The 19,777-nt window shown below is 44.1% G+C and carries 20 protein-coding genes and 1 pseudogene; 13 read left to right on the top strand and 8 right to left on the bottom strand.

Annotation, left to right across the window (positions count from 1 at the left end; all coding sequences use genetic code 11):
• Positions 1-35: 35 nt before the first annotated feature.
• Both T546_RS0120150 and T546_RS24090 read right to left on the bottom strand, forming a co-directional pair.
• On the bottom strand, positions 36-1,376 hold the full coding sequence (locus tag T546_RS0120150; RefSeq protein ID WP_026893177.1) for an ABC transporter substrate-binding protein: 1,341 nt from the start codon (positions 1,374-1,376) through the stop codon (positions 36-38).
• Positions 1,377-1,508: 132 nt separating this feature from the next.
• Complete coding sequence (locus T546_RS24090) at positions 1,509-2,321, bottom strand: AraC family transcriptional regulator (protein WP_034600092.1); 813 nt, start codon at positions 2,319-2,321, stop codon at positions 1,509-1,511.
• Between the two features lie 119 nt (positions 2,322-2,440).
• Between T546_RS24090 and melA the strand changes: the two genes are divergently transcribed.
• Both melA and T546_RS0120135 read left to right on the top strand, forming a co-directional pair.
• Positions 2,441-3,763: an alpha-glucosidase/alpha-galactosidase gene (melA, locus tag T546_RS0120140; RefSeq protein WP_026893176.1), complete on the top strand. Its 1,323-nt coding sequence runs from the start codon at positions 2,441-2,443 to the stop codon at positions 3,761-3,763.
• A 124-nt stretch (positions 3,764-3,887) separates the two neighbouring features.
• Positions 3,888-4,760, top strand: a complete 873-nt coding sequence (locus tag T546_RS0120135) for an AraC family transcriptional regulator (protein WP_024838162.1) — start codon at positions 3,888-3,890, stop codon at positions 4,758-4,760.
• Positions 4,761-4,810: 50 nt separating this feature from the next.
• Here T546_RS0120135 and T546_RS0120130 read toward each other — a convergent pair whose 3' ends face one another.
• Complete coding sequence (locus T546_RS0120130) at positions 4,811-5,011, bottom strand: DUF1858 domain-containing protein (protein ID WP_026893175.1); 201 nt, start codon at positions 5,009-5,011, stop codon at positions 4,811-4,813.
• A 242-nt stretch (positions 5,012-5,253) separates the two neighbouring features.
• Between T546_RS0120130 and pflB the strand changes: the two genes are divergently transcribed.
• From pflB to T546_RS0120100, 6 genes are all read left to right on the top strand, one after another.
• Positions 5,254-7,314: a formate C-acetyltransferase gene (pflB, locus tag T546_RS0120125; RefSeq protein WP_026893174.1), complete on the top strand. Its 2,061-nt coding sequence runs from the start codon at positions 5,254-5,256 to the stop codon at positions 7,312-7,314.
• Between the two features lie 12 nt (positions 7,315-7,326).
• Complete coding sequence (locus T546_RS0120120) at positions 7,327-7,554, top strand: hypothetical protein (protein ID WP_026893173.1); 228 nt, start codon at positions 7,327-7,329, stop codon at positions 7,552-7,554.
• Between the two features lie 39 nt (positions 7,555-7,593).
• On the top strand, positions 7,594-7,839 hold the full coding sequence (gene grcA3, locus T546_RS0120115) for an autonomous glycyl radical cofactor GrcA3 (RefSeq protein ID WP_024838158.1): 246 nt from the start codon (positions 7,594-7,596) through the stop codon (positions 7,837-7,839).
• A gap of 25 nt (positions 7,840-7,864) precedes the next feature.
• Positions 7,865-8,620, top strand: coding sequence for a pyruvate formate-lyase-activating protein (gene pflA / locus T546_RS0120110; RefSeq protein WP_026893172.1), 756 nt, complete (start codon positions 7,865-7,867; stop codon positions 8,618-8,620).
• A 107-nt stretch (positions 8,621-8,727) separates the two neighbouring features.
• A complete protein-coding gene (locus T546_RS0120105) occupies positions 8,728-8,898 on the top strand; it encodes a DUF362 domain-containing protein (RefSeq protein WP_024838156.1) in 171 nt (56 codons plus the stop codon).
• 92 nt (positions 8,899-8,990) lie between these two features.
• Positions 8,991-9,707, top strand: a complete 717-nt coding sequence (locus tag T546_RS0120100) for a gamma-glutamyl-gamma-aminobutyrate hydrolase family protein (RefSeq protein WP_026893171.1) — start codon at positions 8,991-8,993, stop codon at positions 9,705-9,707.
• 95 nt (positions 9,708-9,802) lie between these two features.
• Here the strand turns inward: T546_RS0120100 and T546_RS0120095 are convergent, their stop codons facing one another.
• Complete coding sequence (locus T546_RS0120095) at positions 9,803-10,462, bottom strand: helix-turn-helix domain-containing protein (RefSeq protein WP_024838154.1); 660 nt, start codon at positions 10,460-10,462, stop codon at positions 9,803-9,805.
• Positions 10,463-10,768: 306 nt separating this feature from the next.
• Here T546_RS0120095 and T546_RS0120090 point away from each other — a divergent pair, with 306 nt between their 5' ends.
• Positions 10,769-11,773 (top strand): alpha/beta hydrolase, encoded by a 1,005-nt coding sequence (locus T546_RS0120090; protein ID WP_026893170.1) that lies wholly within the window; start codon positions 10,769-10,771, stop codon positions 11,771-11,773.
• A 101-nt stretch (positions 11,774-11,874) separates the two neighbouring features.
• Here T546_RS0120090 and dnaB read toward each other — a convergent pair whose 3' ends face one another.
• The 4 genes from dnaB to T546_RS0120070 all read right to left on the bottom strand — a co-directional run bounded on the left by dnaB (position 11,875) and on the right by T546_RS0120070 (position 16,225).
• Positions 11,875-13,209 carry a replicative DNA helicase gene (gene dnaB / locus T546_RS0120085; protein ID WP_024838152.1) on the bottom strand — a complete coding sequence of 445 codons (1,335 nt, stop codon included), beginning with the start codon at positions 13,207-13,209 and terminating at the stop codon, positions 11,875-11,877.
• 11 nt (positions 13,210-13,220) lie between these two features.
• Positions 13,221-13,667 (bottom strand): 50S ribosomal protein L9, encoded by a 447-nt coding sequence (rplI, locus tag T546_RS0120080; protein WP_026893169.1) that lies wholly within the window; start codon positions 13,665-13,667, stop codon positions 13,221-13,223.
• Positions 13,667-15,727 (bottom strand): DHH family phosphoesterase, encoded by a 2,061-nt coding sequence (locus T546_RS0120075; protein WP_026893168.1) that lies wholly within the window; start codon positions 15,725-15,727, stop codon positions 13,667-13,669. The genes rplI and T546_RS0120075 overlap by 1 nt, the downstream gene beginning before the upstream one ends.
• Positions 15,728-15,832: 105 nt before the next feature.
• On the bottom strand, positions 15,833-16,225 hold the full coding sequence (locus tag T546_RS0120070) for a LytR/AlgR family response regulator transcription factor (protein WP_026893167.1): 393 nt from the start codon (positions 16,223-16,225) through the stop codon (positions 15,833-15,835).
• Between the two features lie 247 nt (positions 16,226-16,472).
• Here T546_RS0120070 and T546_RS0120065 point away from each other — a divergent pair, with 247 nt between their 5' ends.
• The 4 genes and pseudogenes from T546_RS0120065 to T546_RS26190 all read left to right on the top strand — a co-directional run.
• Positions 16,473-16,961: a C-GCAxxG-C-C family protein gene (locus tag T546_RS0120065; RefSeq protein WP_026893166.1), complete on the top strand. Its 489-nt coding sequence runs from the start codon at positions 16,473-16,475 to the stop codon at positions 16,959-16,961.
• A 4-nt stretch (positions 16,962-16,965) separates the two neighbouring features.
• A complete protein-coding gene (locus tag T546_RS0120060; protein ID WP_026893165.1) occupies positions 16,966-17,913 on the top strand; it encodes a TDT family transporter in 948 nt (315 codons plus the stop codon).
• Between the two features lie 1,023 nt (positions 17,914-18,936).
• Entirely contained in the window at positions 18,937-19,380 is a 444-nt protein-coding gene (locus tag T546_RS26195) for a hypothetical protein (RefSeq protein ID WP_278246331.1), read from the top strand.
• A 42-nt stretch (positions 19,381-19,422) separates the two neighbouring features.
• Positions 19,423-19,777, top strand: a pseudogene (locus tag T546_RS26190) (hypothetical protein); the annotation flags it as partial.

The following is a 19,777-nucleotide window of genomic DNA, read 5'->3' as shown; positions in this document are numbered from 1 at the left end:
GGGGGAGGCAATCCTTATCGCCTCCCCTGCCTTACTTATTCGTTTGCCAGCATGGAATTCATTTCCTTTTCAATATCCTTACATACTTCCTCTGTGCTCTTGTTTCCGTTCCAGGCATCAATCAGCTTTTCATGGATCATGTTGGTCCATGCCATGGTTGATTTGGAATATGGACGGATTACAAGGTCATCCATCATGTCAAGATAAGCCTTTAAGTTAAAGGAAGGATAGGATTTCACCCAGTTGTCTGTGGTTCCTGCATAAGCAGACATAACGATTCCAAGGTCAGACTGCTTCTGCTGTGCGTCTTTGGAGCCCATGTATTCAATCAGCTTCCATGCTTCTTCCGGCATGGAGGTATTGCCTGATGCTGCCCAGCCAAGACCATTATAGATCGTTGCTCTTCTTCCGGATGTGGCATCCTTTGGAAGAACTGCAATGTCACAGTTTGATTTTACATAATCATTGTTGCAAAGCTCTGGAAGCATCCAGGAGCCCTGTGTGATCATAGCCACTTTACCAGCTTCAAACAACGCTTCTTCTTTATTCTCAGCAATTACTTCATATGGCGGTGCGTATCCTGCCTTCATTAAATCGGTAAGGAAGGTAAGTCCTTTAATGGTTCCTTCCTGGCCAAAGCCGGAGGACTTCTTATCGTCACTGATGACGTAACCGCCCATATCATAAACAATATTACACCAGCCTGCCTGATCATTGGTTGGGTTAATGGCAAAGCCGTACTGGCTTCCATCTGACTTTGTCAGCTTTTTCGCTGCATCTGCAAAAGTATCCCAGGTCCAGCTGGCGTCTGGATAGGAAAGTCCAGCCTCATCAAACATGGTCTTGTTATACCAAAGTGCGATGGTATCAATGTCCTTAGGAACTGCAAACTGCTTTTTCCCTTCCCAATTATAAATATCTACGATTTCTTTTGGGAATTTATCCATCTCAAGGGTCTTGCTGTCCTTGATCCGGTCTGTCAAGTCAAGAAGCATGTCATACTGAGCATACTTGGCAATCTCATTGGAATGCATCCAGAATACATCAGGAAGAGAACCACCGGTAGCCCCTGCCTCCAACATGGTCCAGTACTGCTCCCATGGGGTAACCTGTATCTGGGTCTTAATTCCTGTTGCCTGGGTAAAGTCCTTCATGATCTCTGTTAACCCCGGCTCCTGGTTCTTATCCCAGATAGCAACCGTCAGTGTCTTGCCTCCACCAGTATTCTCTGCTGCCTTGGTGGTTTCCGCCGCCTGCTTTGTCTCCTCTTTGCCGGCTGACGTAGCTTCTTTTCCTGTCTGCTGGCTCGCACATCCCACAAGTGCTGCTGCAGCAATTGCTGCAAATGCCGCTGTAAATCCCCATTTACGTCTCATTACGCTACCTCCCTGTTTGACTATTTTACATGTTTTCTTTAAATAATGCCAATACTTTTTGTGCACTTTTCTTTTGTATGCAATCATTATAATATATAGTTTGCATAAATAACATGGATTTTTGTGATTGAATTATGGTATTTTGTTATATCCCAGGCTGCCAGACCGAATTCCTTTCCGATATTGAAGGGGGGACTGCCCCTCTGCCTGTTGAAAGCATCTGCAGAATACAGAAGCATCATGAAAGCCGCAGGATAATCCGGTTTCTGTCATGGATAGCTCCGTATCCTCCAGCAGTCTTTTTGCCTCCATAATTCGATAAGCCGTTAAATACTGCTTGGGAGAAATCTTTTTATGCTTCATGAAAAGCTTATATAGGTAGGTTCTGTCGATGCCCACATGTCGGGCCACATCCTCGATCCGTATGGAATAGCTGAAATTATGATGGATGTAGGACTCTGCACTTAATAAGTAGCTGGCTTCAAACTCGCCCTCCTCCTTTCTTTTTGGAAGCATGGAAAACAGGAGATAAAAATACCCTGTCATGGCATCCTGTCTATCCCCTCCTTCCAAAAATAACTCTACCAGCTTAGACATGCAGCGTTTCCACTCATTTCCTTCCTCAAACCCATAAATATATCCGGTTTCTTCCTGTTTATGCTCCCTTAAAAGGCGCTCCCCATCCCCACCAGCAAAAGATACCCAGGCATATTCCCAGGGTTCCAGCGGATCTGCTTCATAATAAGTCACCTCCTGAGGCTTAATTAAAAATCCCTCTCCTTCCTTTAAAGAATACTCTTTACTTCCTGTCCGGTAAATTCCCTTCCCCTTAAGAATCACATGCAGCAGATAATGGGTCCGTATGGCAGGACCGAAAAAATGCCCTGGTGCACAGGATTCATGGCCGCAGAAATAGATGGTAATTCCTCTGGCTGTCTGGTTCATTAAGCATACCTCCATGCAACAAAATAACAATTATAGGAAACAATCTTCCTATCTTTTTATCTATGGCAATTATACAATAGCATCATCAGGGCTGCAATGAAAAATAAGGAGGAATTCATATGGTAAAAATAACGTTTATGGGGGCTGGAAGCACCATTTTTGCAAGAAATGTCCTGGGTGACTGCATGTGCACTCCTGTGCTTTGGGATGCACAAATTGCCCTCTATGACATCGATTCGGAGCGTCTTTCTGATTCCGAACTGATTCTTAATGCAATCAACAAAAACATAAACCAGGGCCGTGCTAAAATCAAAGGATATCTTGGAGTGGAAAACAGAAAAGAAGCGCTTCGTGATGCCACCTTTGTAGTAAATGCCATCCAGGTGGGCGGGTACGATCCCTGTACCATCATTGACTTTGATATTCCTAAGAAGTACGGCTTAAAGCAGACCATAGCCGATACCCTGGGAATCGGGGGAATTATGAGAGGACTTAGAACCATACCGGTTCTTGAAGAGTTTGCAAAGGATATGGAAGAGGTATGTCCCAATGCCTATTTCTTAAACTACACCAATCCAATGGCCATTCTCACTGGCTATATGCAGAAGTATACTTCCATCAAGACCATCGGACTCTGCCACAGCGTTCAGGTATGCTCAGAGACCTTATTAAAGGAGCTTGATATGGAGGATAAGCTTGAGGGCCGTACCGAGCTGATTGCCGGAATCAATCACATGGCCTGGCTGTTGAAGTTAAATGATAGAGACGGCAACGATCTTTATCCGGTCATTCGTGAAAAAGCACTTTATAAGAATCAGACAGAGAAGCATAAAGATATGGTTCGTTTTGAATACATACAACATCTTGGATATTACTGCACCGAATCCAGCGAGCACAACGCGGAATATAACCCATTATTTATTAAATCAAAGTATCCGGAGATGATTGAAGATTTCCAGATTCCTCTTGATGAATACCCCCGCCGCTGCATCAAACAGATCAAAGGCTGGGAAGAGGAAAAAGCTTCTATATTAAATAACGGAGAAATCACTCACACCCGGTCCCTGGAATACGCTTCTTATATTATGGAAGCAATTGTAACCAATCAGCCTTATAAGATCGGCGCAAGTGTATTAAATCACGGCCTCATTGAGAATCTTCCCTCCGATGCCTGTGTGGAAGTTCCATGTCTGGTAGACGGAAGCGGAATCACTCCATGCCGGGTTGGCCGCCTTCCTACCCAGCTGGCTGCCATGAATATGACAAATATAAATCCTCAGCTTCTTACCATAGAGGCCGCTCATAACAGAGATGTCTCCATGATCTATCAGGCAGCCATGCTGGATCCTCATACCAGTGCCGAGCTTAACATAAGGGACATACGGGCAATGGTAGATGAGCTGATCGAAGCTCATGGAGAATACATGAAAATGTACCGTTAAGGGTCATTTGCGTTAAATAATATTTGCATGTCATATTGGCTTCCTGTATAATAGACCCATCAGATATCAGTTTTAAAGCTGCTGTCTGGACGGGTCTTTTTCTATATGGAGGTGGATTTCATTGATGGAAAAACAAACCACATACAATAACGTAGCCGGTTTTCGCTGTTTAAGAAATATCAAGCGGCAGACCAATGACTTATACCTGGTCCACTGCGGAATCCAGAAGTGTCCCCCAGGCTATACCTACGATCATAAGATTCCTAATGAGTATCATCTTCATTTTGTGCTGGAAGGCACAGGTGCTCTTATTATTGGGGAAAAGCAGTATGATTTAAAGACCGACGATATTTTCTTAATTCCCAAGGGAATCCCCATCCGTTATCACGCGAACTATGAAAATCCCTGGGAATATATGTGGATCACCTTTGACGGAGAGATGGCAGAGGCTTACTTAAGCTATGCCGGACTATCTGCTGATTCACCAGCCATTCACTCCCAAATTCCAAGCCAGGTCTATCTTCCCATGATTCAGAAGATTCTGGATTTAAACCAGCTTACTTTTTATAATGAAATCCGGCGAGTGGGATATTTATATGAGATACTTTCTTCTCTGATCGAGATGCAGAGTTCTTTAAAGACAAGCCGCAAAAAGCAGTACGATTATTCCATCGACACCTATGTGGATTATGCACTTCAATATATAAAGCTTCATTACGAACATATTACCGTACAGGACATTGCAGATTATATTGGAATCAACCGTTCCTATCTGACATCTATATTTAAAAAACAGCTTCACGTTTCACCGAAAGAATATCTGATGAGGTTTAAGCTTAATATCGCCGCAAAGCAGCTTACTGACACTTCTATGTCCATTCAGGAGATCGCCACCGGCATCGGATATGACAATCCCCTTACCTTTTCAAAAATTTTCAAACAGGAATACGGAATCAGCCCCAGACATTACCGGGAAGAAAAAAAGATATCAATATAAAACAAAAAAATAAGGAGACAGATCAAAACGACCTGCCTCCTTATATATATTTATCTGTCTGCCAGAACTTCATTAATCTGGGAAACTAAAACGTCACAGTCTAATCCATGAACCATGCAAGCTTCCTCTAATGACTCTCCCTGAGAGGATGGGCATCCAAGGCAATGCATGCCTGCACGCATTAAAATTGGTGCTATGCATTCATCAATCTGAAGCAAATTGCCGATTACCATATCTTTATCGATCTGCATCTCGTATACCTCCTTTTAAAAATGTACATATTGTCATTATAATATAATACTTTTTCCTATAATAAGCAAGATAAAAATCACTTTTATCAATTTATAAAAATTTTTATCAATAATGAGGATATGCTTGACATTGTATACAGTATTCATATATAATATATTCATACAAAGATTGTATGAAATATTATCTTTGATTGCACTTAACTATTGACATTACTTATAAAGAATTTTGGAGGTACAACACTATGAGACCAGAATGGAGAGCCTTTAAAGGCGGCGCTTGGGAACGTGAAGTTAACGTCCGGGACTTTATCCAGAAGAACTATACCCCTTACGACGGCGACGACTCTTTCCTTGTTGGAGCGACTGCCGCTACCAAAGAGCTTTGGGAGCAGGTTCTTGAATTATCTAAAAAAGAAAGAGAAGCCGGCGGCGTTCTTGATATGGACACAAAGGTTATTTCTTCCCTTACTTCCCATGGACCAGGATATTTAAACAAAGACAAAGAGAAAATCGTTGGATTCCAGACAGATAAGCCATTTAAGCGTTCCTTACAGCCTTACGGCGGTATTCGTATGGCAGAGAAGGCTTGTGCAGACAATGGTTATACCCTTGACCCAGAAGTTAAGGAATTCTTCTCCACACATAGAAAAACACACAACGCAGGTGTTTTCGATGCTTACACACAGGAAATGCGTGACTGCCGTTCCAGCCATATCATCACTGGACTTCCAGATGCTTACGGCCGTGGACGTATCATCGGTGACTACCGTCGTGTGGCTCTTTACGGAATCGATTTCCTGATTCAGGATAAAGAAGATCAGAAAGATACCACCAGCTCTGTTATGTACGCTGATGTTATCCGCGACCGCGAGGAATTATCCGAGCAGATCCGCGCTCTGAAAGATTTAAAGAAACTTGGTCAGATCTACGGTATTGACCTTTCAAGACCAGCTGAGAACGTACAGGAAGCAATCCAGTGGACCTACATGGCATATCTGGCTGCTGTTAAAGATCAGAACGGTGCTGCTATGTCCCTTGGACGTACCTCCACATTCATCGATGTATACGCTCAGAGAGACTTAGAGGAAGGTACCTTCACTGAGGAGCAGATTCAGGAATTCGTAGACCACTTCGTTATGAAGCTTCGTCTTGTAAAATTTGCTCGTACACCAGAATACAACGAGTTATTCTCAGGAGATCCTACCTGGGTAACTGAGTCTATCGGTGGTGTAGGTATTGACGGTCGTCACCTTGTTACAAAGATGTCCTTCCGTTATCTGCACACATTAAATACATTAGGAACCGCTCCAGAGCCAAACTTAACCGTTCTCTGGTCTACAAGACTTCCAGAAGGCTTCAAACGCTTCTGTGCTAAGTCTTCCATCGAGTCCTCTTCTATCCAGTATGAGAACGACGACTTAATGAGAGTTACTCACGGTGATGACTATGCCATCGCTTGCTGCGTATCTTCCATGAGAGTTGGTAAAGAGATGCAGTTCTTCGGCGCTCGTGCCAACCTTGCAAAATGTCTCTTATACGCAATCAACGGCGGTGTAGATGAGATCTCCAAAAAGCAGATAGGACCAAAATACCGTCCGATTACCTCTGAATATTTAGAGTACGACGAAGTATTAGAATCCTACAAGCAGATGATGAAGTGGCTGGCTTCTGTTTATGTAAATACACTTAACATCATTCACTTCATGCATGACAAATACAGCTATGAGCGCATTCAGATGGCTCTTCATGATAGAGAAGTAACCCGTTGGTTCGCAACCGGTATCGCTGGACTTTCCGTAGTGGCTGATTCCCTTTCTGCTATTAAGTATGCAAAGGTTAAAACAATCCGCGACGAGAACGGTGTTGTTACTGATTATGAAATTGAAGGTGACTTCCCGAAATACGGCAACAACGATGACCGCGTTGACTTAATCGCTCATGATCTGGTTCACACATTTATGTCCTATATTAAGGAAAACCACACTTACAGAAATGGTATTCCTACAACCTCTATCTTGACAATTACCTCTAACGTAGTTTATGGTAAGAACACAGGAGCAACTCCTGATGGACGTAAGAAAGGTGACGCATTCGCACCAGGTGCTAACCCAATGCACCACAGAGATACTCACGGTGCTGTCGCTTCCCTTGCATCTGTAGCAAAGCTTCCATTTAAAGATGCTCAGGATGGTATCTCCAATACCTTCTCCATCATTCCAGGTGCTCTTGGTAAGGAAGATCAGATCTTCCACGGCGATTTAGAGTTGGATCTTGAACTGGAACTTAGCGAAAACCAGAAATAAGGAGTGACTGCTATGGCAGATCCGAAAAGCAAACAAATCGACGATATCGTCTCCATGCTTGATGAATTCATGACAGGTAATGGCGGACACATGAACATCCGTGTCGACAAAGACGGTACCGTAAATGCCGATAAGACTATGGCAAAAACAATTACTACAACAAGTTCCTCAGACTGTGCAGAAGGCGATCAGGCATGTAAAGTGCCAACTCTCTTCTTCGGTCTGGACCAGGAAGACTAATCAAACACATTTGTACAAACACATAAGGAGGATAACACTATGGCAAATATCAGCACATCCCAGATCGACAATCTTGTGAATTTATTAGATGGCTACGTAGAAGAAGGCGGTCATCACTTAAATGTTAACGTTTTTACCCGTGAAACTCTTTTAGATGCTCAGCAGCATCCAGAGAATTATCCACAGCTTACTGTTCGTGTTTCCGGTTACGCAGTAAACTTTATCAAACTGACAAAAGAGCAGCAGGATGAAGTTATCTCCCGTACATTCCACGACAATATCTAATTAAAGTAAAGAAGGCGAATCAATCATGACAGGTCATATTCATTCCATTGAAAGCTTCGGTACCGTTGACGGGCCAGGCGTACGCTTAGTAGTCTTTTTACAGGGCTGTCCTATGCGTTGTCAGTACTGCCACAATCCGGATACCTGGAAGATGGCTGGTGGTACTGAGATGACAGTAGACGAAATTTTAAGGCAGTATGAGTCGTCCCGGAACTTTTACCGGGGCGGCGGCATCACTGCCACCGGTGGCGAGCCGATGATGCAGCTTGAGTTCGTAACAGAGCTGTTTGAAGCTGCCAGAAAGAAAGACATTCATACCTGTCTGGATACCTCAGGGGTAACCTTCAGGCGGGATGACAAAGAGCTTCTTTCTAAAATCGAACGGCTCTTAAAATCCACCAGTCTTGTCATGCTTGACATCAAACACATCGATAACGAAAAGCATAAGCCATTAACCGGACATTCTAACAACAATATTTTGGATTTTGCCCGGTACTTAGATGAGTTAGAGGTTCCCGTTTGGGTCCGGCACGTAGTCGTGCCGGGTCTGACGGACCAAGAAGAGGATTTATACCGTCTGGGCCGTTTTATCGGAGAACTGACTAATGTCAAAGCTCTTGATGTTCTTCCTTATCACGACATGGGTAAGGTGAAGTATGAAAGCCTTGGAATGGAGTATCCGTTAAAGGATGTTCCCCCTATGTCTAAGGAGAATGCCGTTGCAGCGAAGAAGATTATTCTCAGCGGTATTAAAGCAGCAAGATTAGACAAAACTAACTGACTTTGCTCCTAAAATTATACATGAAATGCATAGTTTACTACTTGATTAATTTTTATTAATAGTATAAAATATAGAAAAATGTATAGAATATAAGGAGGTAATTTATAATGGCACGTGTTATTAGTGATGCTTGTGTTAGTTGCGGAACCTGTGAAGGCGAGTGCCCAGTAAGCGCTATCAGCCAGGGCGATTCTATGTTCGTTATTGATGCTGATTCCTGTATCGATTGCGGCGCTTGTGAAGGTGTATGCCCAACTGGAGCTATTTCCGAAGCTTAATTTATGAATACATAAATGCCTCTTCCGTAAGGAAGGGGCATTTTGTTATTTCTTTTTATCTCCTTCTATGATGAGAGAAAGGATGTTTCTATATGAGAAAACCTCTGATTGGTCTCACGCCTTATCACGATACGGATAATCACGATATTAAGATGCGTCCCACCTATTTAAGGGCCTTAAAGGCCGCAGGAGCCATTCCTGTTGTCATGCCCTTAGAAGCTTCCGAAGATGATCTAAAGCAGCTTACCGATGAACTAGACGGCTTCCTGTTTGCAGGAGGACCTGATGTCCATCCTTTTTTATTTGGAGAAGAAACAAGAGAAGGCTGTGGTAATGTTTCTAAGGAACGGGATCAGATGGAGCTGACTCTCCTTCCCCTGATTTTAGCCCTTGGAAAACCGGTGCTTGGCATCTGCCGGGGAATCCAGATTTTAAACATCGGGCTTGGCGGTGATATCTGGCAGGATATCCCTTCTCAGGTGAAACGTGACTTCCCCATCGCCCATTCCCAGCCATTTTATTACAACATGCCAAGCCATACGGTCACGTTATCAGATGACAGCCTTCTTTCTTCCATTGCAGGGAAATCAGAATTAAAGGTGAACAGCATGCACCATCAGGCAGTCAGAGAGGTGGCACCTGGTCTTGTTGCAACGGCATGGTCCCCGGATCAGCTGGTGGAGGCCATAGAAATGCCTGGTTACCCCTTCTTTTTAGGTGTTCAGTGGCATCCGGAATATTTATGGGAAAAAGATGATGTGGCGTTACGAATGTTTCAGACGTTTGTTGATGCATGTAGAAAAGAATAAGTTTATAGAAAAATCCGCAGTCTCACTTTCAGTGGCAACTGCGGATTTTTGCCTGAACAGGTTCCCCTGTTGTTTTATCTGAAAGTAGTGTGGTGTTACAGTTTTTTCCCGTTTCTCCCGAACTTTTTTTTGCGGTTGAAAAAGGGAATCTTGGAAGCGGCTGCTTCGGCACGGCCTTTGTTGTCTTTTTGATACGTTCTTAAAAGCTCGTCCAATTGCTTGTAACGCTCTTCTTCTTTTTCTTCTTTTAAACTCATTAAATACTGCATTTCCTTAATGACCTTGTCATTGACCAGACAGCTTACATCTTGGCTCAGCTGCTCATTATTGACTTCTAAGGCTCGTCCAATAATGTGGTTCATGATCTCCTGGAACTGCTCCATTTTCTCTGAGGCAATGGAAACCGGCGCTGTATTATGTATGTCCAGGACTGTCCCGCCCTCTTGACCAGATAAGCTTCCCTCTTTTAATTCCTGAGTGATCTGGCCCTCCAATAAATCATCGGGGATGATGGGATCTTCGCTTCCCTCAATGACCTTATCAAGCGCTGTTTTGATGGCTTTTAACTGGTATCCCTTTTCTTTCAAGTCTTTGATCTGCCTGAATAAACGGATGTGGGTCTCGGTGTAATACCGGTGCCCCATCTCATTTCTGGGAATGTCTAATTGAAGCTCGTCCTCCCAGTATCGAAGGACATGGGATTCCACATCGACTTTCCGCGATGCATCCGATATTAAGTAATGTATCTCAGCCATAGCTATATCCTCTCCTTTGGTTCACTAAGTTTTCATAACCTTACTATTTATATCATATGCTGGTTTCATACGGATTATGAATATAGAATGAAATTTTTTTAGGATATTGGGAGATATTTTAATGAAAAACCATTGAAATTGCTTATGACGTTCATTCTTTCCCTCATATTGACACTATGATACTTCTCTCTTTGATACTTACTTCTATGGGCTACATAATACCAGTGTAAAGAGGACATATTATTTTATACGAATTGAAATATGTGATAAAATAGCTTTAACCTTAGATAGACAGGAGAAATGACCATGGCAAAGACATTAGAAACGAAAGATAGTATGGAAAATAGGCCCGGTAAGTTGATGCGCCTGTTATTAAGAATAATCGCAGGAATCGTAATCGTTCTCATACTGTTTCTGGCTATCACTTATGTGGTGAATGCAATCTGCAACCGCATGGAAAAGAAAAAAATCGAACCTTATGGTCAGTCTGTAGAGGTTGATGGAAAAAAGATGAATGTTTTCATACAGGGAAATGGAGATCAGACCATCGTCCTTCTCCCCGGACAAGGCACTCCATCTCCTGTTTTGGACTTTAAACCACTCATTGACGAATTGTCGACGGATTACAGGGTAGTAGCCATAGAACCCTTTGGTTATGGACTCAGCGACAGAACCGACAAAGAAAGAACAACAGAGAATATCGTTAGCGAGATTCATCAGGCCGTACAGCAGCTAAAGCTGGATCATTACATCTTAATGGGCCATTCCATCACAGGTCTCTATGGCGCCACCTATGTAAACAACTACCGGGATGAAGTCCAGGCTTTTATAGGAATTGACAGCAGTGTTCCCAATCAGCCAGGAATGGACGCTAAGCTGCCTTTAAAGACCTTTGATTTTCTGAAGCGTTCCGGTCTGATGCGATTGGTCAAAAAGCTGGAGGCCAATCGTTATGAATCCTTTCCGCCGGATGAGCACTCCCGGGAGCAGATGAATCTGATATCCAATCAGGTAAGCACCAATCCTACGATGATCAACGAATTAAAACACCTTGGTTCCAATTTTAAAAACGGAGAAAACCTTACCTATCCTCACGATCTACCAATGCTCCTTTTTGTACTGTCCAATAACGAGAATAATTCCTGGTGGCTCCCCCTCCATGAGGAACAGGCAAAGCAATCTAAATATGGTAAGGTGATTCCCATGGAGGGCACTCATTATCTTCACCATACAAAATACAAGGAAATAGCCCAGGAATTTAAAGCTTACATGAAGGAAGTATCACAGGAAGGTGCCCTTCCCTCAGAATAGAAGCCAAAAGAGCCATGAGTCTCAGCTTCAAGACTCAAAAAGGAGTGGAGGAAAATCACTGAAACCTGGTGATTTTCCTCCACTCCTTTTTTCTATTCCTCTTATTGTCTTGCCATATTTGCAAACTTTGTATACTCTGGTCTCCAGACCAGATTTACCGTTCCTATAGGACCGTTTCTCTGTTTTGCAATGATGACTTCTGCAATATTAGGCATATCCGTATCCTTATTATAATAATCATCTCGATATAAGAACATAACAACGTCGGCATCCTGCTCGATGGCTCCTGACTCTCGAAGGTCAGAAAGCATGGGCCTGTGATCCTGTCTGGTCTCACAGGCACGGCTGAGCTGGGATAATGCGATAACCGGCGCGTTCATCTCTCTTGCCAGGGCCTTTAAGGATCTGGAAATCTCTGAAATCTCCTGCTGTCTGTTATCTCCGCCTTTTCCGCTTCCGCTCATAAGCTGTAGGTAGTCGATGATGACTACGCTAAGACCGTATTCCAGCTTCATCTTCCTACACTTGGAACGAAGCTCCATAATGGAGATTCCAGGGGTATCGTCGATGATCAGCTTGGAATTACCAATGACTCCGATTCCCTCTACTACAGCGTCCCAGTCCGTATCGGATAGGGTTCCAGTTCTAAGCTTCTGGGAGTCTACGTTGGATTCCATGGCGAGCATACGGTTTACCAGCTGCTCCTTTGACATCTCCAGACTGAATACCATGGCTGGAAGGCCTTTCTTAACCGCTACATGGTCTACCAGGTTCAAAACGAAGGCAGTCTTACCCATGGAGGGACGGGCCGCAATTAAGATGAAATCAGAGGGCTGCAGGCCAGAGGTCTTATAATCTAAATCAATGAATCCAGTAGGAATACCTGTAACGGTCCCCTGGTTTTTCGAAGCTTCCTCGATCTTTTCCAGTACATTCATGGCAACCTGCCGGATTGGAACAAACTCCCCGGAATTACGGTTCTGTAACAGATTGAAAATGGTCTTTTCCGTATAAGCCATTATAGTTTCCAGTGGCTCTTTTCCTACGTAACATGTATTGGCAATCTCTTCATTGACCTTAATGAGACGCCTTAATACCGCCTTATCCCTTACAATATTGGCATAGGACTTTACATTGGCGGAGGTAGGCACTGTGGTAATGATCTCCCGGACGAACTCCAGGCTGGATACCTCAGGTGGTACATCCTTTTCCTTTAACCGGTTCTGAAGGGTTACTAAATCCACGGGCAGGTTCTCATTAAAAAGCTCCAGCATGGCCTCAAACATGATGCCATACTGGTGCTGATAAAAGTCTCCTGCGGTTACGATCTCGGAAGCTGAAATAATGGCATCCCGGTCCATTAACATGGAACCAATGACAGACTGTTCTGCCTCTATGCTGTGGGGGAGCACCCGCTTGATCAGGGCGTCATCCATGGTTTTGCCTCCTAGCTTTCTACTACCTTAACAATCAGTTTTGCAGTTACTTCTTTATGAAGCTTAATGGGTACTTCGTGAGAGCCAAAGGTCTTAAGAGGCTCAGGAAGGACCAGCTTCTTCTTATCAATATCCAGACCCAGCTGAGTTTGAATGGCCTGGGAAATCTCCTTGCCTGATACGGAACCAAACGCTCTTCCGCCCTCTCCTGCCCGGATAGACAGTGTGATGGAAAGCTCTCCTAATTTAGCTGCAAGTTCTTTCGCTGCCTCTAACTGCTCTGCTTGAATTTTAGCTTCGTTTGCCTTCTGAAGCTTTAAGTCATTTAAGTTCTTTGAAGTTGCTTCCATTCCAAGTTTTTTGGGGAGAATGAAATTTCTTGCATATCCATCGTTCACCTTAACGATTTGTCCCTTTTTTCCTAATGCCTTTACGTCTTCTAATAATACAATATCCATTATGATATGTCTCCCTTCTCTAACATCTCTTTGATAACCGCTTTTAAGCGGGTTTTTGCTTCTTCAATGGTCACATCTGCAAGCTGTGCGCCTGCTATGGTACGGTGGCCTCCGCCTCCCAGTTTTTCCATCATGACCTGGACATTAACCTCGTCAATAGAACGAGCGCTCATGAACACCGTATTGTTATAATGTGACATTACGACGGATGCCTTAATGCCTGCTATATCAAGTAGCTCATTGGCTGCCTGAGCCCCAATGACCGTAGGGCTTCCGATTCCTTCCGATGGGCAGACACTGATTGCAAAATATTTTTCAAAAATCTCTGCCTCACGGACTGCTTCTGCTTTTGCCTTGTAATCATCAAGGTCATCCCGAAACAGCTTTCTCACACGGACCACATCAGCTCCGTTCCGCTTAAGAAATGCCGCTGCTTCAAAGGTCCTGACCCCAGTCTGATTGGTGAAATTATGAGTATCAATGACGATTCCCGCATACAGGGCGTCTGCCTCTGCAGACTTAATCTTAATTCCGTCCGCAATATACTGAAGCACCTCCGCAACCATCTCACAGGCTGAGGAAGCGTATGGCTCCACATAGGATAATACCGCATTCTCGATGATCTCACTGCTTTGTCTGTGATGATCTAGAACCACAATGGTCTTTACCATACGCAAAAGCTCAGGTGCATCGGTAATACTTGGACGGTTTACATCCACAACCACCAAAATGGTGTTGGCGTCCACAAGCTCTGCTGCCTTTGCTCCTGTAAGGAACAAATCATCGGGATAATCGGGATTTCCAATAAACCGGTCCTGCAAGGGACGAACAGAAGTGGTCACTTCATTAATTATAATGTGGGCCTTTTTATTTAAGGCAGTTGCAATACGGTAGATACCAACTGCGGCTCCAAAGGAATCTACGTCTGTGAGCCGGTGTCCCATGATTAGGAGCCGGTCTTTGGTTTCCATAAGCTCTCTTAAGGCATGAGCCTTGACACGGGCTTTGACACGGGTGGTCTTTTCTACCTGAGGTGCTTTGCCTCCAAAGAACTGGATCCGTTCCCCATCCTTTACTACAGCCTGATCACCGCCGCGGCCAAGAGCCATATCTATGGCGATTCTGGCAAAATCATAGTTGCGGTAATACGTATCCCCGTTCATACCAAGGCCAATGCTTAAGGTCACTGCCATCTCGTTGCCGATATTCACGCCTTTTACTTCTTCTAAAATGGAAAAGCGGCCTTCTTTCAGCTCCGGAATATAGGACTGCTTTATTGCGATAAAATACTTATCCTTTTCCAGCTTCTTCACAATTCCATTCATGTTGGTAATGTACTTTGTAATCTTACGGTCAATGAGCGCCGTAAGAAGGGAGCGGCGGACCTCTTCCACACTCTCTAAGGCTTCATCATAATTATCCAGATAAATAAGGCCTGCGACCATCTTCTGGTCGTCAACCATCTGCTTATAAGTAAGAATCTCAGTCTCATCAAAAAGATAGACCGCTACAAGGGTCTCTCCGGCGGCATCCATATCTACTGCTTGACCAATGCCCTGGGACGAGCCTTCCATGGTCACTGTCTTTAAATGAATCTTATATTTGCGGTCATTTAAGGTAGCATGAAGTTCCGCTGTCCCGTTACTCAGCTTAAGAGCTTCTTTTGTTATTTCTGGAAAAATGGTTGTTATGTTCTTTCTTGTTATCTTAAGAGGCTTTTCCTCTCCCAGGACTTCTGAAAGCGCCGCGTTCCCCCATAAGACACGTCCACTCTCATCTGCGATCCCATAGGGAAGCTCCAGATCGGTAAGAAAATTCTTCTGCATCCAGGAATATTCTGCTGAAAATTCCACAAGGCCTCCAAGCAGACGCTGCCTTCTGTATGCGTAAAGCCAGACTGCAAGCCCGGTATACAAAAGTGTAAACAAGGCCATGATGATTCCTGCCTTTGCGCTGACCGCACCTATGATCATATTTGCCACGATCCAAAGCGCACTCAGATAAAGCGGCCACTGCACATAAACTCTCAGCTGCCCCTTTATTTTAAACTTCTCTTTCATATCTTTCTCCTTATGGAAAAAAGGGTCTTTTTTCACTATTTCCTTATTATAACATAGGAAAATGGGTTCGTCCATAAAAGAAAAACACGCCTATTTTCTTTGCTGTCAGAAAGAACTGCATGATTCTCTTACTCCATATTCCAGAATATACTGATCTACGATTTCTTTGATTTGGTTCTTTTTATATGGTTTAATGATAAATCCGTAAGCTCTGATTTTCCATGCCTCCAGTGAAAATCCTGGAATACCGGAAAGAAGAACTACTTCCGGCGGGTTTGGCAGCTCATAAAGCTTAGCTGCAAGGGTGATACCGCTGATTTCTGGCATGACCACATCGGAAAATACCAGATCCACATGATTTTCTTTTATATATTGCATGGCTTCCACTGCATTGTTAAAGCTGCCCAATAGCTCAATCTCCTTCATATCCTTTAAAATACGGGTTATTTTATCCAACAATTCCTCGGAATTATCTACCACTACCGTCTTGATGCCCATAATGCCTCCCAGGTTCCTTTGAAAGTTTTCTATTTGTAATTAGGAATAATATATATTATACATATTTTTGCCCATTGTATCAATTATGATATCAGTCTTTGAAATTTATCCTATGATTGCTCTACAAACTGTTGCTTTATTGATAAAAACAATCACTGATTTCACACACATTGAGAAACACAATTGGAGGATATGTAACAGGTATGATACTATTAATTTATAAAATTTTACAAAGGGGTGTTTTATAATGGAAATGAAAAAAGAAGTCAGTGCACAGAAAGTGAAAAAGGACGCAGAGGAGCTATTTCGGGGTGGATTTTTTTGTTCGGAAGCCGTTATATCTTCCATCCGGGACAACTTTGAACTTGATGTTCCAGATATGGTGGTTTCTATGGCCTCTGGATTTCCAGTTGGAATCGGACGTTCCAAGTGCGTATGCGGCGCAGTATCCGGAGGTGTTATGACTCTTGGACTTTTCTTTGGACGCACCAGGCAGGGGGACCCAAAAGTAGAAAAAAACCTTACGTTAGCCAATGAGCTTCATGACTATTTTAAATCAGCCAATGGAAAGAACTCTCTGTGCTGCCGTGTTCTCACAAAGGAATTCGATATGGCGAGCGGCGCTCACAAGGAACAATGCATTGCATTTACCGGACTGGTTGCCGAAAAGGTGGCCCAGATTGTCATTCGGGAATTCAATCTTGTGAATACGGATGAGCTTGCGGCAGTGAGGTGATCCTATGACTTCTTTCATAAAGCGTGTACCAGTGCCTATGTCTGGTGTTATGCTGGGTTGTGCCGCCCTGGGAAATTTGCTTCAGAGTTATTCTGAGGGCATACGCTATGTGTTTGGCGCCATTTCCCTCCTATTGTTTATTCTCCTTGTGCTGAAAGCAGCAATGTATCCGACTGTTGTTCATGAGGATTTTAAAAATCCAATCATGATGAGTGTGTCGGCTACATTTCCTATGGGTGCTATGTTGTTATCTGTTTACATAAAACCAATTTGGAGTACATTGGCAGTTTTCATTTGGTTTTTGGCGGTTGCGCTTCATCTTCTTCTCATTCTTATCTTTACTTATCGATTCATGAGAAAGGTGAATATTAAAAATGTATTCGCCAGTTATTTCATTGTGTATGTGGGGATAGCTGCTGCCGGAATCACAGCTCCGGCTTACCATATGAATTTAATCGGCACAATTGCCTTCTGGTTTGGACTCATCAGTTTTATTGCTTTGCTGGGGCTGGTTGGGTATCGCCATATTAAATATTCTGAGATACCGGAACCAGCACAGGCACTATTTTGCATTTTTACAGCGCCTGGAAGCCTGTGTCTGGCAGCTTATCTGCAATCGGTAGAAGAAAAAAATCTGGTTATGGTGATAGGACTTGCTTTCCTATCACTTGTAATCTATGCAATTGTACTAGTTAAGTTAATTCCACTTTTACAACTTCCATTTTACCCAAGTTACTCTGCCTTTACGTTTCCATTTGTCATCAGCGCGATTGCATCAAAGCAGACTGCAGGCTATCTGATCAAAAATGGGATTGAAGCTGCTTTCCTGCAGCCAGTAATATTGATTCAGACAATAATTGCTGTGTTACTCGTCTGCTACACTCTTTTGCGATACTGCATGTTCTTATTGCAGATTAAGGTTTCTTCTGCAAAAGCGCAGGCTGCTAATTAATATGAAATGTGAGCCAGCCTCATATAAAAGCAAGGAGAATCCTTGAGCAGAAGATATTATCATTTGCTGATTCATTTAAATACAGGCCGTTCAGCCAGTTCTTAAAATCTGGCTGAGCGCCTGTATATCTAGATTTCTATTTCTCCAAGATGTTTTTATAGTTTTGCTATAACTTTTCTATATTCTTTTATCTTATATTCTCATCTAACTATCCTTCTCTGTATTTACGCGACTTTCAATATTTCTTGATTTTGTCTCTGTAATATAAGAATTGCAAGTTTCCTCTTTTACTATTTAGTCTGTCTTTAATAAACAAACTTCAGAAGACTATTTTGCCAACTATTGATCCTGTTACCTTATTTTTATTAAGGCATAAGTTAATAGTAAGAATCATATTATTGATTTATTTCATATAACTAAAGGGGTAAAAAATGAGTAATATTGCACTACAAGTTGATTTAAATACAATTGAGATGATTGAAAGCCAACAAACAGTTCTATTTGATACCGTATCTTATCTATCTGGAAACATCTCATATAATCCCAATACTGGAGATATTACGATCTCTGAACCTGGTCGTTATGCAGTGAATTGGTGGTTAACCACTCAATCCACCAGCTCAAACGGAGGGGTCTCTTTTGCACTGAATTCTTCCCAAGGGGATTTTATCATTGGGGCATCTCCAATTAGTACTGGAGAGGTTTATGGAATTGGCATTATTGATGTACTAACCCACCCTGTTACCATTTCACTGATTAACAATGGACCTTCCAGAGTTTACCTGTCTTTAATGGTTCCCTTAAAGGGCAGCTTGGTCATAGTCGAATCTTCTTCTAATGATTTAGGACCCACGGGGGATACTGGGCCTACCGGGGATACTGGACCTGCTGGAGACGCCGGACTAGCTGGAGATACAGGACCTACCGGCTATACTGGGCCTACCGGCGACACTGGACCTACCGGCGACACTGGGCCTACCGGCGACACTGGGCCTACCGGCGACACCGGACCTACTGGAGACATTGGACCTACCGGCGACACGGGACCTACCGGCGATACCGGGCCTACTGGCATCACTGGACCTACTGGGGACACGGGAGACACTGGGCCTACCGGAGACACTGGACCTACTGGCAATATTGGGCCTACCGGCTATACTGGACCTACCGGCGATACCGGATCTACCGGAGACACGGGACCTATGGGTGATACCGGACCTACTGGTGACGCTGGGACTACTGGCGACACTGGGCCTACCGGAGACACTGGACCTACCGGCGATACTGGACCTACCGGAAACACGGGACCTATCGGCGATATTGGACCTACCGGCGACACCGGATCTATTGGGGGCACTGGACCTACCGGTGATACTGGGCCTACGGGGGATTCGGGACCTACTGGCAACACGGGGCCTACTGGCAATACCGGAGACACGGGACCTACGGGGGACACTGGACCTATAGGCGACACTGGACCTACCGGGGACACGGGACCTACCGGCGACATTGGACCTACCGGGGATACTGGACCTATCGGCGACACCGGACCTACCGGCGACATTGGACCTACTGGGTACACGGGAGACACTGGGCCTACCGGCAACACCGGCCCTACCGGAGACATCGGGGATACTGGCGACACCGGGCCTACCGGGGACACGGGACCTACTGGGGACACAGGAGACATTGGGCCTACCGGCGACACCGGCCCTACCGGCGATTCAGGACCTACTGGGGACACGGGACCTACTGGGGATTCGGGACCTACTGGGGACACGGGACCTACTGGGGACACGGGGCCTACTGGCAATTCGGGACCTACCGGGGACACCGGACCTACTGGCGGCACTGGACCTACTGG

This window comes from [Clostridium] aerotolerans DSM 5434, from assembly GCF_000687555.1.
Lineage (GTDB): Bacteria > Bacillota > Clostridia > Lachnospirales > Lachnospiraceae > Lacrimispora > Lacrimispora aerotolerans.
This window is presented reverse-complemented; position numbering and strand designations above follow the sequence as displayed.